The sequence below is a fragment of the Autumnicola musiva genome, assembly GCF_031846585.1.
Classification (GTDB): Bacteria; Bacteroidota; Bacteroidia; order Flavobacteriales; family Flavobacteriaceae; genus Autumnicola; species Autumnicola musiva.
Window position 1 is genome coordinate 117,918 of record NZ_JAVRHK010000007.1, and the last position, 18,794, is coordinate 136,711.

Annotated in this window: 18 protein-coding genes; 12 read left to right on the forward strand and 6 right to left on the reverse strand. The window is 39.2% G+C overall.

The window, feature by feature from the left end; translation table 11 throughout:
- Nucleotides 1-31: 31 nt before the first annotated feature.
- Nucleotides 32-1,165 carry a DegT/DnrJ/EryC1/StrS family aminotransferase gene (locus RM539_RS11115; protein ID WP_311503470.1) on the reverse strand — a complete coding sequence of 378 codons (1,134 nt, stop codon included), beginning with the start codon at nucleotides 1,163-1,165 and terminating at the stop codon, nucleotides 32-34.
- A gap of 102 nt (nucleotides 1,166-1,267) precedes the next feature.
- Here RM539_RS11115 and RM539_RS11120 point away from each other — a divergent pair, with 102 nt between their 5' ends.
- The 3 genes from RM539_RS11120 to RM539_RS11130 all read left to right on the forward strand — a co-directional run bounded on the left by RM539_RS11120 (nucleotide 1,268) and on the right by RM539_RS11130 (nucleotide 3,085).
- A complete protein-coding gene (locus RM539_RS11120; protein ID WP_311503471.1) occupies nucleotides 1,268-2,494 on the forward strand; it encodes a 3-deoxy-D-manno-octulosonic acid transferase in 1,227 nt (408 codons plus the stop codon).
- Between the two features lie 133 nt (nucleotides 2,495-2,627).
- Nucleotides 2,628-2,930 carry a hypothetical protein gene (locus tag RM539_RS11125; protein WP_311503472.1) on the forward strand — a complete coding sequence of 101 codons (303 nt, stop codon included), beginning with the start codon at nucleotides 2,628-2,630 and terminating at the stop codon, nucleotides 2,928-2,930.
- A 23-nt stretch (nucleotides 2,931-2,953) separates the two neighbouring features.
- Nucleotides 2,954-3,085, forward strand: a complete 132-nt coding sequence (locus RM539_RS11130; RefSeq protein ID WP_311503473.1) for a hypothetical protein — start codon at nucleotides 2,954-2,956, stop codon at nucleotides 3,083-3,085.
- Between the two features lie 52 nt (nucleotides 3,086-3,137).
- On the opposite strand, the gene RM539_RS11135 is transcribed toward RM539_RS11130, so the two are convergent.
- From RM539_RS11135 to hpt, 4 genes are all read right to left on the reverse strand, one after another.
- Entirely contained in the window at nucleotides 3,138-3,659 is a 522-nt protein-coding gene (locus tag RM539_RS11135; RefSeq protein WP_311503474.1) for a DUF4136 domain-containing protein, read from the reverse strand.
- Nucleotides 3,660-3,763: 104 nt separating this feature from the next.
- On the reverse strand, nucleotides 3,764-4,771 hold the full coding sequence (obgE, locus tag RM539_RS11140) for a GTPase ObgE (RefSeq protein WP_311503475.1): 1,008 nt from the start codon (nucleotides 4,769-4,771) through the stop codon (nucleotides 3,764-3,766).
- A 62-nt stretch (nucleotides 4,772-4,833) separates the two neighbouring features.
- Nucleotides 4,834-5,409, reverse strand: coding sequence for an adenylate kinase (locus RM539_RS11145; protein ID WP_311503476.1), 576 nt, complete (start codon nucleotides 5,407-5,409; stop codon nucleotides 4,834-4,836).
- A gap of 3 nt (nucleotides 5,410-5,412) precedes the next feature.
- Nucleotides 5,413-5,943 carry a hypoxanthine phosphoribosyltransferase gene (gene hpt, locus RM539_RS11150; RefSeq protein ID WP_311503477.1) on the reverse strand — a complete coding sequence of 177 codons (531 nt, stop codon included), beginning with the start codon at nucleotides 5,941-5,943 and terminating at the stop codon, nucleotides 5,413-5,415.
- Between the two features lie 121 nt (nucleotides 5,944-6,064).
- Here hpt and RM539_RS11155 point away from each other — a divergent pair, with 121 nt between their 5' ends.
- From RM539_RS11155 to RM539_RS11170, 4 genes are all read left to right on the forward strand, one after another.
- Nucleotides 6,065-7,225 (forward strand): 5-(carboxyamino)imidazole ribonucleotide synthase, encoded by a 1,161-nt coding sequence (locus tag RM539_RS11155; protein ID WP_311503478.1) that lies wholly within the window; start codon nucleotides 6,065-6,067, stop codon nucleotides 7,223-7,225.
- Nucleotide 7,226: 1 nt separating this feature from the next.
- Entirely contained in the window at nucleotides 7,227-7,712 is a 486-nt protein-coding gene (gene purE / locus RM539_RS11160; RefSeq protein WP_311503479.1) for a 5-(carboxyamino)imidazole ribonucleotide mutase, read from the forward strand.
- 206 nt (nucleotides 7,713-7,918) lie between these two features.
- Nucleotides 7,919-9,952, forward strand: coding sequence for a M3 family metallopeptidase (locus RM539_RS11165; RefSeq protein ID WP_311503480.1), 2,034 nt, complete (start codon nucleotides 7,919-7,921; stop codon nucleotides 9,950-9,952).
- A gap of 141 nt (nucleotides 9,953-10,093) precedes the next feature.
- Nucleotides 10,094-10,645, forward strand: a complete 552-nt coding sequence (locus RM539_RS11170; protein ID WP_311503481.1) for a sigma-70 family RNA polymerase sigma factor — start codon at nucleotides 10,094-10,096, stop codon at nucleotides 10,643-10,645.
- 249 nt (nucleotides 10,646-10,894) lie between these two features.
- On the opposite strand, the gene RM539_RS11175 is transcribed toward RM539_RS11170, so the two are convergent.
- Nucleotides 10,895-11,719: a UbiA prenyltransferase family protein gene (locus RM539_RS11175; RefSeq protein ID WP_311503482.1), complete on the reverse strand. Its 825-nt coding sequence runs from the start codon at nucleotides 11,717-11,719 to the stop codon at nucleotides 10,895-10,897.
- Between the two features lie 255 nt (nucleotides 11,720-11,974).
- Here RM539_RS11175 and RM539_RS11180 point away from each other — a divergent pair, with 255 nt between their 5' ends.
- From RM539_RS11180 to RM539_RS11200, 5 genes are all read left to right on the forward strand, one after another.
- Nucleotides 11,975-12,736, forward strand: a complete 762-nt coding sequence (locus tag RM539_RS11180) for a ferritin-like domain-containing protein (RefSeq protein WP_311503483.1) — start codon at nucleotides 11,975-11,977, stop codon at nucleotides 12,734-12,736.
- Between the two features lie 28 nt (nucleotides 12,737-12,764).
- Nucleotides 12,765-13,610, forward strand: a complete 846-nt coding sequence (locus RM539_RS11185; protein ID WP_311503484.1) for a ferritin-like domain-containing protein — start codon at nucleotides 12,765-12,767, stop codon at nucleotides 13,608-13,610.
- Nucleotides 13,611-13,809: 199 nt separating this feature from the next.
- On the forward strand, nucleotides 13,810-16,659 hold the full coding sequence (gene gcvP / locus RM539_RS11190; RefSeq protein ID WP_311503485.1) for an aminomethyl-transferring glycine dehydrogenase: 2,850 nt from the start codon (nucleotides 13,810-13,812) through the stop codon (nucleotides 16,657-16,659).
- A 236-nt stretch (nucleotides 16,660-16,895) separates the two neighbouring features.
- Nucleotides 16,896-17,954, forward strand: coding sequence for a 3-oxoacyl-ACP synthase III family protein (locus RM539_RS11195; RefSeq protein WP_311503486.1), 1,059 nt, complete (start codon nucleotides 16,896-16,898; stop codon nucleotides 17,952-17,954).
- Nucleotide 17,955: 1 nt separating this feature from the next.
- Nucleotides 17,956-18,474 carry a class I SAM-dependent methyltransferase gene (locus RM539_RS11200; protein WP_311503487.1) on the forward strand — a complete coding sequence of 173 codons (519 nt, stop codon included), beginning with the start codon at nucleotides 17,956-17,958 and terminating at the stop codon, nucleotides 18,472-18,474.
- Nucleotides 18,475-18,794: the final 320 nt, after the last annotated feature.

An 18,794-nucleotide genomic window follows, 5' to 3' on the forward strand; every position in this document is an offset into this window, starting at 1 on the left:
GGGCTTTTATATCTTAAAAGGTAGATAAATTCTACATATTAAAAAATTCTTTAATTGTCCTGGTAATATAAGTAATCTGTTCATCGTCCAGTTCTGTATGCATCGGTAAAGAAATCACCTCTTTCACAAGAGTATTGGTAACGGGAAAATCTGCTTCCTTATAACGTTCATCCACATAAGCTTTTTGAAGGTGTAGCGGGATAGGATAGTAAATTCCAAAAGGAATGTTTTTCTCCTGTAAATGTTTCGCCAGCTCATCTCTTTTACCATTGGTAATTTTTAATGTATACTGATGGAACACATGCGCATCACGATCTTCTTCTCTTTTGGGAATTTGAATATCTGACTGCCCTTTAAAGGCCTCATCATATTTATCTGCTGCTTTCTGCCTGGCATCATTATAAGTATCAAGCAGCGGGAGCTTCGCTCTTAACACTGCCGCCTGTAGACTATCTAACCGTGAATTAACCCCCACAACATCATGATGATAACGTTCGTACATTCCATGGTTAACAATCCCTCGAATAGTATGGGCAAGCTTATCATTATTTGTAAAGATAGCACCTCCGTCTCCATAGCAACCAAGGTTTTTAGACGGGAAAAATGAAGTAGCTGAAACATCTCCCATTGTTCCGGTTTTATAAACATTGCCATCTATTGAGTGAAAATTTCCTCCAATTGCCTGCGCATTATCCTCTATAACATTAAGATTATGTTCTTTGGCAATTTCCATAATAGCATCCATATTTGCCGCCTGCCCAAAAAGATGCACCGGTACAATGGCTTTAGTTTTGGACGTAATTGCCTTTTTAATGGCTTCAGGATCTATATTAAAAGTATCAGGTTCCACATCTACCAATACCGGGGTAAGCTGCAAAAGGGCAATTACCTCGACTGTTGCGGCAAAGGTAAAATCGGCAGTTATTACCTCGTCCCCTGGCTTTAATCCAAGTCCCATCATGGCAATTTGCAAAGCATCGGTACCATTTGCACACGGAATAACATGTTTTACGCCTAAATAATTTTCTAATTCTTTCTGAAACTTCTGAACCTCCGGCCCGTTTATAAAAGCTGTGGAATCTATTATTTCTTCAAAAGAACGGTTAACCTGATCTTTTATAGATTCATATTGAACCTTAAGGTCCACCATTTGTATCTTTTTCATAATTTTTTTATTCTGGAGTACGAAAATACAAAATATCACTCCTATCGCCAATGCTATTCTGGGGAAAGGCCTATTTTAGCAACCTCTAAAAACACTTGAGCCTTGCATTTCTTTTATAATCTTTTTATTTGTTTTGCTGAAAAGCTACTGCCGCTTTTTGCCATTTTCAATTCAAAACTTAAACTGTTTGTAAAGGGCAGAAAAGCAGTTGCACAGCAATTGAGGGATAATATCAGGAAAAATGATAAAATAGTCTGGTTTCATGCGGCTTCCCTGGGAGAGTTTGAACAGGCTGTTCCCGTTATGGAAATGTTTAAAAAAGAACGGCCGGAATATAAAATTTTGGTAAGCTTCTTTTCTCCTTCGGGATTTGAAAATAAGAAAACGCACCCCCTGGCCGATGTTATCGTTTACCTCCCGTTGGACACCCCAAAGAAGGCAAAACAATTCCTGGACCTGGCCCATCCTGAAATGGTGTTTTTTGTGAAATATGAAATCTGGCCAAACTATTTAAAGGAGTTAAAAGAGAGAGGAATTCGTACTTTTCTGCTATCCGGCGCCTTCAGGGAAAATCAGATTTATTTTAAAAGCTACGGAAGCTGGATGCGAAAATCCCTGCAGACTTTTGAACATTTTTTCCTTCAGAACAAACAATCCCAGGAGCTGCTGAAGTCCATAGGCTTCAACAATACCGGCATTAGCGGTGATACCCGTTTTGACCGTGTTTCCCGACAGATTGAATACGACAATAAACTTCCTTTTATTAAAGAGTTCCTGCAGGAAAGTTTATGCCTGGTAGCCGGAAGCACCTGGCCCGAAGATGAAAATTATCTGTTGGATTATATTAATAAAGGTCCGACCAATGTAAAAATTATCATTGCTCCCCACGAGATAAAAGAAGACAAAATTAACAGTCTTCAGGAAAAATTGAAGCATAAAAATGTACGGTATACTCAGCAAAAAGAGAATCTCAAAGAATTCAAGGTGCTTATAATAGACTCCATAGGCCTGTTGGGGAGAATCTACAGTTACGCCGATGTAGCGTATGTAGGTGGTGCTGCCGGAACCACCGGCCTTCATAATATTCTTGAGCCTGCAACTTTTGGAATTCCTATAATAATAGGCTCTAATTTCTCCAAATTTCCTGAAGCCATCCAGCTTCAGCAGTTGGCAGGATTATATTCGGTTTCTTCCGCAGAAGAAACTGCTTCCCTTCTTGAAAAGTTTATGCACGATGAAAATTTCAGAAAAAATACAGGAATGATAGCGGGACATTTTATCAATACTAATACCGGTGCCACTGAGACAGTAAGATCTTATCTCTTTTAAGTAATTCATCTAGCCTCTGCATTTCAATGAAATACAGTTTTACGTAATTTTATGAAAAATTTAGCAGGAACTTTAAAGATTTAGATAAATACATGACTAATTTTGAACATTAATAACCTGAAATTATCAAATAATGAAACGACAACTTTTATTACTTGCTTTTATATTTACTCTTGGCACCACATTTACCTCCTGCCGGGATATGGAAAATGACAATCCTGATGATGTTAGACTTGAAAATCATGATGAGGAAATGGAAGAAGATGAAATGCAGATGAATGAGGAAAATGATCTGGATGAAGTAGAGCAAGATCTCGAGAATGCAGCAGAAGATACAGGGGAAGCCATAGAAAATGCCGCTGAAGAAACAGGCAATGCAGTAGAAAATGCCGGCAATGAAGTAGAAGAAGAACTTAATGGAACTGACGATTATTAATATAAATCACTAAAAACTGAATTATGAAAAAAGTAATGTTAATATTGGCGCTGGTATGTTCAACCACTGTTTTCACTTCCTGCAGGGAAGAAAAATCCGGAGTAGAACAGGCAGCCGATGATGTTGAGGATGCCGCAGAAGATATTGCGGACTAAACGTTATTATGCCTATAAATCAAGAAGCCCTTTTACAGGGCTTCTCTTATTTTTATTTCTTAGGAGGGTAACCTTCAAGTGCCTTTTGCACTACCTTATCAAATAATGCCTGGCGATCTTCAGGGCTTGCGTTGGGGTTAAATTTAATATCTATAATTGCCTGCCACACCAGACTATCTCTGTTTTTATCTATAAAATCCAAGGTTAACCTTAGGAAAGTTTTAGAACTTCCCAGTGGTATTCCGCCGGATACTCCAACTCCTACACCACCTCCCCCGCTTCCAACTCCTAGGCCTAAGGAATTATTGCTCTCCTGTTGATATTTCTCAGTATATGCATTTACATAAATTCCAGGATTATCGGCAGTGGCAAAATCCTTTTGTGGCATTGCATTGTCTAATGCCCTTATAAGCCTTTGCTCATCCAGCTGACTTAAGCCCGTATTAAATTCAGGAAAAAGCGCATAAGTGGAATATTTGCTGAAATTGGTATTCTGATCATAATCGTAAGCAATTTTAGGAGAATTACATCCTGCTAAAATCGCACAAATAATTAAAATTTTTACTATTCTCATATTAGTAGTAGGATTATAAAGAAGCTATAATAATCTCTCGTATTGATTTTTCTACCAGAAAATAATCAAAAATCAGCCCAGAAAAGGAAAAAATAAAAGGAAGTTTATACCGGCGGTTTATTAAGCATTTCCCACAGCCGGTCTTTTAATTCAGCAAGACCTTGTTGAGCTACAGAGGAAATAAATAAATAATCGGCTTCAAGCTTTTCATCCAGCTCCTTTTTTAATTCCGCTTTTAACTCGGTGTCCAGCATATCACTTTTAGAGATAGCAATTAACCGGTCCTTATCCAGCATTTCAGGATTATACCTGCGTAGCTCATCTACAAGAATTTCATATTGTTTCTTAACATCGGGGGCATCTGCAGGAATTAGAAAGAGCAAAGTGGAATTTCTTTCAATATGGCGCAGAAAACGATAGCCCAAACCTTTTCCTTCGGCAGCGCCTTCAATAATGCCGGGGATATCAGCCACCACAAAAGTTTTAAAGTCACGATATTGAACAATTCCCAGGTTTGGCTTTAGCGTGGTAAATTCATAATCTGCAATTTTTGGCTTAGCCGCAGTGATTACCGAAAGCAACGTGGATTTACCTGCATTTGGAAAACCTACAAGACCAACGTCTGCAAGAACTTTAAGTTCAAGTGTAATGTCCACTTCCTTACCTTCGATCCCGGGTTGGGAATAGCGCGGAGTCTGATTGGTGGAACTTTTAAAATGCCAATTCCCAAGACCTCCTTTTCCTCCTTCAGCTATTACATACTCTTTTCCTTCCTCAGTAATTTCGTGGATTATCTCCTGGGTTTCGGTATCCCGAATTACAGTACCCAGTGGAACATCTATATACTCATCGGAACCATCGGAACCGCTACTTCTTTGTTTCCTACCATTTCCACCATGTTCTGCACGCACATGCCTTTTAAATTTGAGATGAAAAAGGGTCCATAGATTTTTACTCCCGCGAATAATCACATGACCGCCCCTGCCACCGTCCCCACCATCGGGGCCACCTTTGGTAATATATTTCTCCCGGTGTAAATGGGAAGAACCGCTGCCGCCGTTTCCAGAAGAAACGTGAATTTTTACATAATCAACAAAATTACCTTCAGTCATATTTGTATTTTCTCCTTTGCGGGAAGTTTATATTCGGCGGCCAAAATTAACAGTAATCTCTATTAAATAAGCTTTTCAATAACTTTACTAAGCCTCCCTGTTATATCTTCAATAGAGCCTACTCCGTTAACTCCGTAATATTTATCCTGTTTCTGATAGTATTCCTTTAAAATGGCGGTTTCTTCATAGTAAACCTTTATTCTTCTTCTTACCACGGTTTCATCTGCATCATCTGCCCTTCCAGAAGTTTTGCCTCGTTCCAGCAGTCGCTGAACCAGAATTTCATCATCAACTTCCAGCGCAATCATGGCATCAACATCTTCTCCCATAGAAGCAAGCAATTCAGCTAAAGCATCAGCCTGGGCTACTGTTCTTGGAAAACCGTCAAAAATAAAGCCTTTGGCATCTTTGTGCTCTTCAACCTTTGCCCGGAGCATATTTATTGTTACCTCATCGGGCACAAGCTGGCCTCTGTCCATAAAGGATTTGGCGCTCAGGCCGAGTTCAGTTTGATTTTTAATATTTTGCCTGAAAACATCTCCGGTTGAGATGTGAACCAGTTGATATTTCTCCTTTAACACGATAGCCTGTGTTCCTTTACCGGCTCCTGGAGGGCCAAAAAGCACCAGATTTGTCATTTTTTATTCTTTGCGTTTATAAACTTTTGTAAGATTTCTGCCCAGGCCATCGTAATCCAATCCATACCCAACTATAAATTTATTGGGAATTTCAAGGCCTGCATATTTTATATTAAATTCTTTCTTGTAGGCTTCAGGTTTAAAAAAGAGAGTGGCAACCTGATAATCGGCTACCCCTTCTTTTTTCAGAATCTTATTTATTTCTTCCAGTGTATTTCCTGTGTCTACAATATCTTCAATAATAATTACCCTTCTCTCCTTTAATTGTTGATTGAGTCCCAGCAAAGTTTTTACCGCCCCGGTAGTAGACGTACCTTCATAAGAACCCAGTTTTACAAAACTCACCTCACAATCGCCTTCAAATCTCTTAATCACGTCTGAAGCAAACATAAAAGCTCCATTTAGGACACCTAGGAAAACAGGGTTTTCATCTTTATAATCCGCGTTAAGCTGACTGGCCACTTTCGCAATAGCTTCTTCAATTTCTGCTTCTGAAATAAAAGGTTCAAATTGTAAATCGTGAAGTTGAATCAAAACATTAAAATTTTAAAGAGGCAAAGATAAGGATTCTCAATTATTCACCCTATCAGATTTCTATAGAATAAGTGGCGGTTTCCACCGTAAAAAATTATTTTTGCTTAAACCTGAAATTTATATGCTAAATTACTTTTCTTCAGATTTTAAACTGGGTATTCTTGGCGGGGGACAGCTGGGAAAAATGATGCTTTATGAAACCCGTAAATTCGATATTCAAACGCATGTTATAGATCCAAATCCTGAAGCTCCATCTAGGATTGCCTGTAATTATTTTGAACAGGGCGACCTCATGGATTATGAAACCGTGCTCAAATTTGGGAGAAATGTGGATGTGCTTACTTTTGAAATTGAAGGAGTAAACATTGAAGCCTTGAAAAAGCTCGAAGAAGAGGGGATAAAAACCTATCCTTCGGCTGCCACGTTGGAAAAAATTCAGAATAAGGGAATTCAGAAAAATTTCTATCTGAATAATAAAATTCCTACTGCAGGTTTTGATATTTTCAGTAGCAAAAAAGCTCTTTTGGATGCAATTGAAGAAGGAAAAAGGAAATTTCCGTTTGTTTGGAAAAGCACTACAGGAGGCTACGATGGGAAAGGTGTGGCTGTAATAAAATCTAAAGCAGATCTGAAGGAATTATCTGAAGCAGAATGTATTGCGGAAGAGATGATTCCCTTTAAAAATGAACTTGCCGTAATTGTGGCGCGAAATCCTTCAGGAGAAGTTAAAACTTATCCTGTGGTAGAAATGGAGTTTCATCCTACCGCCAACCAGGTGGAATATGTAATTTGCCCTGCAAGAATAGATCCTGAAGTAGCTAAAAAAGCAAGAAATCTTGCCAAAAAAGTTTCCGAAGCCTTTCAACATGTAGGCTTGCTTGCGGTAGAAATGTTCCAAACCAAAGAAGATAATATTCTTGTAAATGAGGTTGCGCCGCGACCCCATAATAGTGGTCATTACAGCATTGAATCCAGCTACACCAATCAGTTTGAACAACATATAAGAGCTGTTCTTGATTTGCCATTAGGAAATACTAACAGTAAGGTAGGCGGAATTATGGTTAACCTTGTTGGGGATGAAAATCATGAAGGAGAAGTTCTTTATGAGAATATTGAAAAAATAATGGCCATTAACGGGGTGACACCCCATATATACGGAAAGAAAATTACAAGACCTTTCCGCAAGATGGGCCATGTGACTATTATAAACGAAGAAATTCAGGAAGCCAGGAAAATAGCCGAAGAAGTAAAAAATTTAATAAAGGTAATTTCAAAAAAATAAAATGGGAAAAGTAGCAGTAATTATGGGCAGCACCAGCGATTTGCCGGTGATGCAGGACGCAATAGATATTCTTGAAGGTTTTGACATTGAAGTTGAGGTAGATATAGTTTCTGCACACCGTACACCTGAAAAATTATTTGATTATGGAAAAAACGCCCATAACAGGGATATACAGGTAATTATTGCAGGTGCCGGCGGGGCAGCCCATTTGCCCGGGATGATTGCCTCTCTCTCTCCACTTCCCGTTATAGGAGTGCCTGTTAAATCCAGCAACTCTATAGATGGCTGGGATTCGGTTTTATCTATTTTGCAAATGCCCGGTGGCGTACCCGTGGCAACGGTAGCATTAGACGGTGCTAAAAATGCAGGTATCCTGGCGGCACAAATTATTGGCTGTTCAGATAAATGTGTATTGGATAAAATTCTGGTTTATAAAGAAGGTCTTAAAGAAAAAGTAATTGAAGGCGCCAAAAAAGTGCAGAAATAAAACAAGCCGCATAAAATGCGGCTTGGGAAGTAGTAGTTTTTTAATCTTGTAAATTCTATTTATTAACCATTCTAAATATATTAATCCAAAACTTTAAACTTACTACATTTTAAATGTTTTCTAAATGAAAGCGTAAAAGTAGTTAAAAAATATACAAATCCTCGTTTAGATTATAAAAAATATCAATAACGTTAATTAAGAAATTTATGAATTCCATATATAATCCACTTTTAGAATCATTTGAGGAAGCTCCTTTTTCAAAGATTAAAGATGAACACTATAAACCTGCTATTCTTGAAGCAATTAAAACAGCAGGTAAAGAAATAGATGCAATTGCAAATTCTCAGGAAGCTCCAGGCTTTGAAAATACTGTGGCTGCGCTTGATTTTGCCGGCAAACAGCTGGACCGGGTGACCAGTGTTTTCTTCAATTTAAATTCTGCTGAAACCAATAAAGAAATCCAGCAAATTGCCCAGGAAGTTTCTCCATTACTTACTGAATTTAAAAATGATACTATTCTTAATAAAACGCTCTTTGAAAGGGTAAAAACAGTATTTGAAGAGCAGGAAAACCTTCAACTTAATGTTGAAGAAAAAACTTTACTGGAGAAAAAGTACAAAGCTTTTTCCCGCAACGGGGCAAATTTACCTGAAGAAAAACAACAGGAACTTCGGGCTATTGATAAAGAACTTTCTTCTTTAAGCTTAAAATTTGGAGAAAATGTACTGGAAGAAACCAACAAATTTGAACTTCAAATTCTTAATGAAGAAGACCTGAAAGGCCTGCCGGAAAGTTTTAGAGAAGAAGCTAAAGCAACTGCGGAAGCAAAAGAAAAACAGGGCTGGATTTTTACCCTTCAATATCCAAGCTATATCCCTTTTATGAAATATGCTGAAAACCGGGAATTACGCAAAAAAATGTCCGTAGCTTTTGGAGCCAAAGGTTTTCATGGTGATGACCTGGACAACCGGGAAAATGTGCTGAGTATAGCAAAACTAAGGCACCAAAGAGCAAATCTACTGGGCTTTGAAACGCATGCACATTTTGTACTGGAACAGCGCATGGCTGAAACCCCGGAAAAGGTGAACAATTTTCTTAACGAGCTTCTGGAAAAAGCGAAACCTGCTGCAAAGCGAGAATTTACCGAACTGGAAAATTTCGCAAAGAAACTTGATAACATTGAGAGGCTTGAAAAATGGGATGCAGCCTTTTATGGAGAAAAACTGAAACAGGAATTATTTGACCTTAATGATGAAAAACTAAAACCTTATTTTAAACTGGAGAATGTAATTGAAGGCGTATTTCTTGTTGCCAATAAGCTTTATGGCCTTAATTTTACCGAAGTTTTTGATGTGGACAAATATCATCCTGATGTAAAAACCTATAAAGTAACAGATGAATATAATGAAATAATAGCGCTTTTCTATGCCGATTTCCATCCAAGAGAAGGTAAGCGCAATGGTGCCTGGATGACAATATATAAGCAACAATATATTCAAAATAACCAAAATGAACGGCCGCATATTTCTATTGTGTGCAACTTCACCAAGCCTTCTAAAACCGAGCCTTCCTTACTTACTTTCAATGAGGTTACCACACTGTTTCACGAATTCGGCCATGCACTGCACGGGATGCTTGCAAATACCACCTACCCCAGTTTGTCCGGAGCAAATGTATATTGGGATTTTGTAGAACTACCAAGCCAGGTGCTGGAAAACTGGTGCTATGAGAAAGAGGCTTTGCAGCTGTTTGCCAAACATTATAAAACCGGGGAAGCCATTCCTATGGAATTGATTGAAAAAATAAAGGAATCTGCTAATTTCCATGAAGGAATGGCCACTGTAAGGCAGCTGAGTTTTGGTATGCTGGACCTTAGCTGGCATGGTATAGACCCAACAAACATTACCAATGTTAAGGCACATGAAGATAAAGCTTTTGAAGCTACCAAATTATATCCCAACGTTCCGGAAAACTGCATGAGCACTTCTTTCTCGCATATCTTCCAGGGCGGGTATTCCGCAGGATATTATTCCTATAAATGGGCAGAAGTACTGGATGCAGACACTTTTGAATATTTCCAGGAACAGGGGATCTTCAGCAGGGAAGTTGCCAATAAATTCAGGGAAAACATTCTTTCTCAGGGCGGCACCGAACATCCAATGGAACTTTATAAAAGATTCCGCGGAAAGGAACCTCAGCCTGAAGCCCTGCTGAAAAGAGCAGGATTAATTCCGAAGTAAAAAAATGGAATCAAAATGAAAAAAACGGCTGGCATTCAAAACTTTGAATCCTAGCCGTTTTTTGCCTTCAATCTTATCATTTTTATAACTCATTTGATGCTATCTTTTTCTATTTTTGGATAAGACATTCAGCAAAACATCATGCCAGTTCATAACCTCGACCCTACCAAGTGGGTGGATAAATATTCCGACTACCTTTTTAATTATACGATTGTTCGGGTGAATGATCGTGAGATCGCCAATGATCTTATTTCGGAAACATTTCTGGCCGGACTTAAATCAAAAAAGAATTTTAAAGGAGAAGCCAGTGAACGCACCTGGCTGATTTCTATTCTGAAACGTAAGATTATAGATTATTACCGCCGGATAAATTCAAAAAAAGGAAAGGCAGAAGTCCACATTAATTATTCTGACGATTACAGCGACGGTGAATGGCTGGAAGAGCAGGTAGCAGATGCATCTGACCGGAATGCTGAAGATGAAATGGAAAATACCGAACTGGGAATGGCCATACTGGAATGCCTGGATCAACTTAATGAAAAACAGGCTGCAATCTTTAAAATGAAGACTATAGATGGTGCAGACACAGAAGTAATTTGTAATGAGTTTAATATCACCCCGTCTAACCTTTGGGTGATTATACACAGATCGCGAGTGGCACTGGCTGAGTGCATGCAAAAAAATTGGTTTTAATGATGTTTAGAAATTTCTCTTTTCTTATTGATTGTTCCAGGGCAGAAAACTGTTGTGACAAAGCACAATATAAAGAACTCAGCAAGGCTAATAAAATTAGGTTGCTACTCCACATTGCCATGTGTCGCCGCTGCAAAAAGTATACTACCAGAAATACCCGCCTCACAAAACTGATTAAAAAATCCAATTTGAAGAGCTGCAGTAAGGTAGATAAGCAGGTCTGGAAAGAACGTATAAGGGAAGAAATGGCTAAAAAAGAGTCATAACTAAAATGGTAATTATAAGCCAGATTATGGGAATACCCTCCACCCAGAAAGAAGAAAAGTAGATGTTTTGCTTTATTATACTTTTATAAAGCAATATTGCTGTGATTATAGACAGCATGAGTAAAGAAAAGAAGTTGGCAGGCAAAACATGCTTTTTAGCTGCTTCGGAAACTACAGCCATTCCTAATAAGATATAACCCAGAATTTTGGTTCTTTTAACTCCCAGCCGTTGAGGAATCGTCCCTAACTGCAGCACATCATACCTTAAATCCCGAATTTCAAAAGGCAACATTAGCACCAGTACCAGAAGCAACCGCTGGAAGAATTCTAATAGGATATCCCTGCTTTGAACTTCATACAATTGCTCTAACGGCAATAATACGCTTGCCCCTGCCCAAACCACCGCAATTACAAAAACTTTGGTGCCATTTAAACTCCTGAGATTTGCCTTACCTTTCCAAAAAGGCACCGCATAAAGAAAAGTAAACACTCCTAAAATTGCTGAAATAATCAGGACCCTCCACGGCTGCAGCAAAAGAAAATAAGCTCCAGCAAGAAAACAAAAAAAGGAAAACACCTGGATAATCCTGAGATTTCGGGTGAGACTTAAGTGATGAAGTTTTGCAATGCCTGCGTATTTTACAAAATTATAGCCTGTTATTGTTCCGAAGAAGATAAAGAGCAACAATTTATAATCAGGCAAAAGCTGAAATTTCCAAAAACTTACCATACTGAAAGAAACTACTGCCAGAGCTACATGAATACTGCTGTTTATGTACAGGGCTAATAAGTTCTTTAAATGGCGCATTCAGTAAAATTACGAAGTTAAAACTTCAGAAGTAGAGAAGGAAACTTATTCATCCGGAATGCTACTGTGCCTCCATATACATATAATGCATTAAAAAAGATAATAATTTGTAGGATTAATAAATTAATAATGTATTTCAAAGATTATTTTCTACAATTAATCTTTTTTAACATTAAAATTAAAACTCTTTTTCATCCGGCTTCGTAAATATTATTAACCCCTCGAAATTTATTAACCATTCTAATTCATTTAATTATGAAAAAACCAATGATTAAGGTGCGTCAATCTGATGTTGCACCAAAAGGGAGCAATGCAGCCCGACGTAAATTTTTAAAGCTTGGGGGGCTCGCCCTGGCAGGAACCAGTTTATTTCTCTACTCCTGTAGTGAGGAAGAAGTAAGAAACCAGGAAGGCATTACCGCTACAGATGCCGGAGGGGAATCGGCTTTTGACCTGGGAACAGGAGATTTAGGAATTTTAAATTATGCCTATATCCTGGAACAACTGGAGGCCGCGTTCTACACCAGAGTTCTGGAAGGTTCCTATTGGGCATCGGCTGAGCCGGTAGAAAAACTCTATTTAGAAGATTTACAGGCTCACGAGGTAATTCACAGGGAATTTTTTAAAACAGTATTAAATGCAACCTTTTCTTCTGATCAAGTTGCGCCAGATCTTGAATTTGATTTTAGCACCATTGATTTTGGTGACCGGGATTCGGTTTTGGGAACATCAATTGTATTGGAAGACACAGGTGTTTCAGCATATAACGGAGCAGGAGATTTAATATCAGAACCAGCTTATCTGGTAGTAGCCGGTAAGATTGTTTCTGTTGAAGCAAGACATGCTTCAGCTTTAAGATCCCTTTATCTCCCTGGGTTTACGGAATTTGCCGGAGATGATATTATAGATGAGAACGGCTTAGATCTTGTTGCTGAACCAAAAGATGTTTTGGACACAGTAGCTTCTACAGGTTTCATAGAAACCCAGCTAACTTATAATAATATTCCTAACGGGTAATTTCTTCAACTTTTAAAAAAATAAGATTATGGATATAATAAACTTTTTAAACGAATTTACCTCGCATGACCTCATAAAAAAAACTTCTTCGAGGCGTGAGATGCTGGGAACTTTTGGATCTCTCGGAAAAAAAGCGGCTTTGGCAGCCCTTCCGTTTGGACTTGCCTCTACCAGGGCCAACGCAGCAACACAGGCAAACGAGGCCATAAGTGCACTACAGCTTGCACTAACTCTTGAATATCTGGAAGCCGATTTTTATATGAAGGCTTTAGATTCCGGTGTGCTTCCATCAGGAAGAGCGGAAGCCGTTTATATGCAAATTTCAAAGCATGAAACCGCACATGTGAATTTTCTGAAGGCCGGCCTTGGGGATGCCGCTTTCGATTCCCCGGATTTCGACTTTACCGTAGGTGGTGCATTTGACCCTTTTAATACAAACAATGATGCTGCTTATGCCCAGCTGCTTGTGCTTGCACAGGCCTTTGAAGATACCGGCGTAAGAGCCTATAAGGGGCAGGCCACAAATTTAATGGGAACTCCATTTTTACAGCCGGCGCTTAGAATTCATTCTGTAGAAGCAAGGCATGCGGCTGAAGTGAGAAGGCTAAGAGCAGATTTTCTGAATGAACCTTTAAACCAGGATTTATTACCCTGGATAACGTTGGACAACAGAGGTCCTGGTATGCCGGAGGTTACTCAACCGGTTTATAATGGAGAGGAAAATATTACACAGGCAGGAATAGACCTCACCGCCATCACAGATTTTGGTGCAGTTTCTGCATCCCAGTCCTATGACGAACCAATTTCCGGCGAAACCGCATTGCAAATCGCCACCCTTTTTATTGACAGCTGCGACAAATGTCCTTCTTTCTAACCTGATTTTTGTTCACAATTGGTAAATACTTTCTCCCCCCGGGAAAGTATTTTTTATATATCACATTTTGCCTGTTTTCCCACGTACTTTTTCTTCAATTCCCTTTCTTCCAAATCTTAACAACTGCCCGACTGTAAATCACACCTTTTTACATTTAAAATATGTAATTTCGCAGCACAAAAACCACAACTATATTTTAATGAGGACAGATTCTTTTGCACTGCGCCATATTGGCCCCAGGGAAAGCGAACTAAAAGAAATGTTGGACACCATAGGAGTAGAAACTCTTGAGCAGTTAATCTACGAGACTATTCCGGATGATATTCGCCTGAAATCTCCCTTAAATTTACCTGCTGCTTTAAGTGAAAACCAGTATGCAGAACATATTGGAAAACTTTCAGCCAGAAACAGAGTTTTTAAAACCTATATCGGGCTGGGATATCATCAGGCTATTTTGCCTGCGGTTATCCAACGCAATGTTCTGGAAAACCCAGGCTGGTACACTGCTTACACTCCATATCAGGCTGAAATTGCCCAGGGGCGTCTTGAAGCTTTACTGAATTTCCAAACTATGGTGAGTGATCTTACCGGAATGGAAATTGCCAACGCTTCCCTTCTGGACGAATCTACGGCGGCGGCAGAAGCCATGGCTTTACTACATGCTGTTAGGGATAGAAAGCAAAAGAAAGATGATGTAAATAAGTTTTTTGTTTCTGAAGAAACTCTGCCTCAAACAATCTCCCTGTTGAGTACAAGAGCTGACTTTCTAGGTATTGAACTGGTAATTGGCGACCATAAAAAATTTGATTTTTCTACGGAATATTTTGGTGCTCTTTTGCAGTATCCGGGAAAATTTGGAGAAGTGCATAACTATTCCTCGTTTGTTTCCCAATGTAAAGAAGCCGGAATTAAAATTGCCGTTGCGGCCGACATCCTGAGCCTGGTGAAACTTAAGGCCCCCGGAGAACTGGGAGTAGATGTTGTGGTTGGAACTACCCAACGCTTTGGAATCCCGTTAGGTTACGGTGGACCTCATGCTGCATATTTTGCAACAAAAGATGAATATAAAAGAAACCTGCCCGGAAGAATTATTGGAGTAACCAAAGATGTTGATGGTAACAATGCACTGAGAATGGCTCTCCAAACCCGGGAGCAACATATAAAGCGGGACAGGGCAACTTCCAATATCTGTACTGCACAGGTGCTGCTAGCCGTAATGGCTGGAATGTATGCTGTTTATCATGGCCCTGAAGGATTAAAATATATCGCTGATACAGTGCACTATTCAGCTACCAATCTTTCTGCTGAACTGGTAAAGCTAGGGTTTGAGCAGGTAAATTCTGTTTATTTTGATACTGTTCAGATTAAAGCTGAAGCCGAAACGGTGAAGAAGATAGCTGAAGAAAACGAGATAAATTTTTATTATCCGGATGCAGATACTGTTTCCATTTCAATAAATGAAACCACTTCTCTGGAAGATGTAAATAACATTATTGCAGTTTTCGCCAAAGCTGCCGGTAAGGAAGCCGAACCTTTGGAAGAGCTTCTTCAAAATACTGTTATTCCCACTGAACTGCAGCGAACAAAAGACTTTCTTACTCATAAAGTTTTTAATTCATATCGTTCTGAAACAGAACTGATGCGTTATATAAAAAAACTGGAACGCAAAGATTTATCCCTGAACCATAGTATGATTTCCCTTGGCAGCTGTACCATGAAGTTGAATGCAGCTTCAGAAATGCTTCCGCTAAGCAATCCGCAATGGGGGAATATTCATCCTTTTGCGCCAGTTGATCAGGCAGAAGGTTATCAGATTGTTCTAAAAAGACTGGAAGATTATTTAACTGAAATCACGGGCTTCTCCGCAACGTCCCTTCAGCCAAATTCCGGCGCACAGGGAGAATATGCCGGTTTAATGGTAATAAGAGCATACCAGGAGTCAATTGGGGAAGGGCACCGTAATATTTGTCTAATTCCATCCTCTGCGCACGGCACCAATCCAGCTTCCGCAGTAATGGCAGGAATGAAAGTGGTTGTTACCAAAGCTGCTGAAAACGGGAATATTGATGTAGAAGACCTTAGGGAGAAAGCAATAAAGCACAAAGATAATCTGGCCGCTTTAATGGTAACTTATCCTTCAACACATGGCGTATTTGAATCTGCAATAAAAGAAATCACCAATCTTATTCACGACAATGGCGGGCAGGTCTATATGGATGGTGCAAATATGAATGCCCAGGTTGGCCTTACCAATCCCGGAGCCATAGGTGCCGATGTTTGCCATTTAAACCTGCATAAAACTTTTGCCATTCCACATGGTGGCGGTGGTCCCGGAGTAGGCCCTATTTGCGTTGCTGAACAATTAAAACCATTTTTACCAGGTAACCCGGTTATTAAATCGGGCGGGAAAGAGGCCATAGGAGCAATCTCATCGGCACCCTGGGGATCTGCATTGGTTTGCCTTATCTCTTACGGTTATATAAGGATGCTTGGAACTAAAGGAATTCAAAAAGCGACTGAATATGCCATTTTAAATGCAAATTATCTTAAGGAGCGTTTAAACGAGCATTATAAAACCCTTTATTCCGGAGAAAGAGGCCGTGCCGCCCATGAAATGATTGTGGACTGCCGCCCTTTCAAAAATAATGGAATTGAAGTTACTGATATTGCCAAAAGGCTTATAGATTACGGATTCCACGCACCAACGGTTTCCTTCCCTGTAGCCGGCACCGTAATGATAGAACCTACAGAAAGTGAGAGTAAGGCGGAATTGGACCGTTTTTGTCAGGCTTTAATTTCTATTAGAAAAGAAATTGATGAAACCTCATCTAAAGATCAAAATAATGTTTTGAAGAATGCACCGCACACTCTTCAAATGCTTACTTCAGATGAATGGAACCTGCCGTACTCAAGGGAGAAGGCTGCTTATCCGCTGGAATATGTTAGGGACAATAAATTCTGGCCCAGTGTAAGAAGGGTAGATGAGGCCTTTGGGGACAGAAATCTGATGTGTACCTGCCCTCCTACCGAGGAATATGCAGAAGCTTAAAATTAATAGGCTGGATGAATAATAATTTCTGCCGTCTGAACTTCACACAGGATAAAAAATGAACCTGAAGAGATACTTTGAAATTTTGATAAATTCAGGTAACGGCTTTAGCTATTTTTTAAACAGCCTCTGTCTCTAACTTTAAAAATTTAAATCAGCCATCGTAATTTCATGAGATGCCGCAACAAAAATTCCCAACATTTCGTTAAATTAGATAAATAACAAGTTTCGAATAAATGAGTATCAAAATAACCGGCACAGGAAGCTATATTCCCAATGTAATTACAAGAAATGCTGATTTTCATCAACATGAATTCTTTAATACAGACGGCTCAACTTTTCCGCATGACAATGAAACCACTATAAAGAAATTCAGGTCTATAACCGGAATTGAAGAGCGGAGATATCTGGAAGATAATTTAAATACTTCTGAAATAGCAGTAATTGCAGCTCAAAAAGCCATTGAAGCCTCTGGAACAGATCCTGAAAGCCTGGATTATATTATTGTTGCCCATAATTACGGAGATGTGAAATTTAATTGTCTCCAAAGCGATACTGTTCCCAGTATTGCCACTCGCGTTAAACATCAGTTACGAATTAAAAATCCGTCCTGCGTAGGTTACGATGTGCTCTTCGGCTGCCCCGGGTGGATAGAAGGCGTAATCCAGGCCCAGGCATTTATAAAAGCCGGGATGGCCAAAAAATGTTTGGTGATAGGAGCTGAAGCCCTTTCAAGAGTTGTTGATAAACATGACCGCGATTCCATGATTTTTTCTGATGGAGCAGGAGCAACAGTAGTGGAAAATTCAGAAGAAACCGGTGGAGTCCTCGCCCATGAAAGTGCAACCTATGCCTACAATGAAGCTAATTATATCTATTTTGGGAAATCTAACAATGCTGAAGCACCTCAGGATGTACGGTATATAAAAATGAACGGGCGTAAAATTTATGAATTTGCCCTGATGAATGTCCCCAAGGCGATGAAATCCTGCCTTGAGAAAAGCGGAAAATCTATTAAAGATTTAAAGAAAATTTTTATTCATCAGGCAAATGAAAAAATGGATGATGCCATTATCAAGCGCTTTTATAAGCTGCACGGGATGGATGTTCCCCAAAATGTCACTCCCATGACCATTAAGGAACTGGGAAACAGCAGCGTGGCTACTGTTCCTACTCTGCTTGACTTAGTGGTTAATGGCGAAATTGAAAATCAGGAGCTGGAGAAAGGTGATATAATTATTTTTGCAAGCGTTGGTGCCGGCATGAATATTAACGCTATAGTTTACGAATACTAGCATGTACGAAAACAGCTTTCCGAATAAAAGATATGGGAAAACTATTGAATTTTTAGAGAAGCATGTTTCCTCACCTGCAAAAATTTTAGATCTGGGAGTAGAGAATCCTTTTTCTGAAGTAATGGGCAGGCAAGGTTATGAAGTTAGCAATACTTCCGGAGAAGACCTGGACCTTGATACCTCTGCTGTTCAAAAAGATGGGTTTCATGTGGTTACCGCCTTTGAAATTTTTGAACATCTTGTAGCACCTTTCAATGTACTGAAGGATATAAAAGCTGAAAAACTCATCGCCACCATCCCGCTGAATTTGTGGTTTTCACCCGCTTACAGAAGCAAAACAGATAAATGGGACCGGCATTACCATGAATTTGAAGACTGGCAGTTTGACTGGTTACTTGAAAAGGCAGGCTGGAAAATAAAAGATACCGCAAAATGGACAAATCCCGTAAAGAAAATTGGGGTGCGTCCTTTATTAAGAAAAATCACGCCCCGCTATTATGCTGTTTATGCCGAAAGGTAATTTTTCAGTTTCATCATCCAATTCTACAGTAAAAAATCATTACTTCTTTTTTAGAAGGCGAACCTCCTGTTGAGCAAGACTATAGCCCCAGACTAAGTCGCTTATTAGCAGAATAGTCATACCACAATTCTAAGGACTTTCCCAAAAGTACTTCCGATAATTTTCATATTTGAATCTACCAGGACTGAGACCCCATAAGGTAACCTTGCTTTCTTTGAGTTTGTTTAGAATTGAAGGAGAAAAAGACTTATTCCGAATTTAATCATTAAAACCACAAATATTAACAGAAGCTATTTCATAAGCTACAACAGGTAAAATTG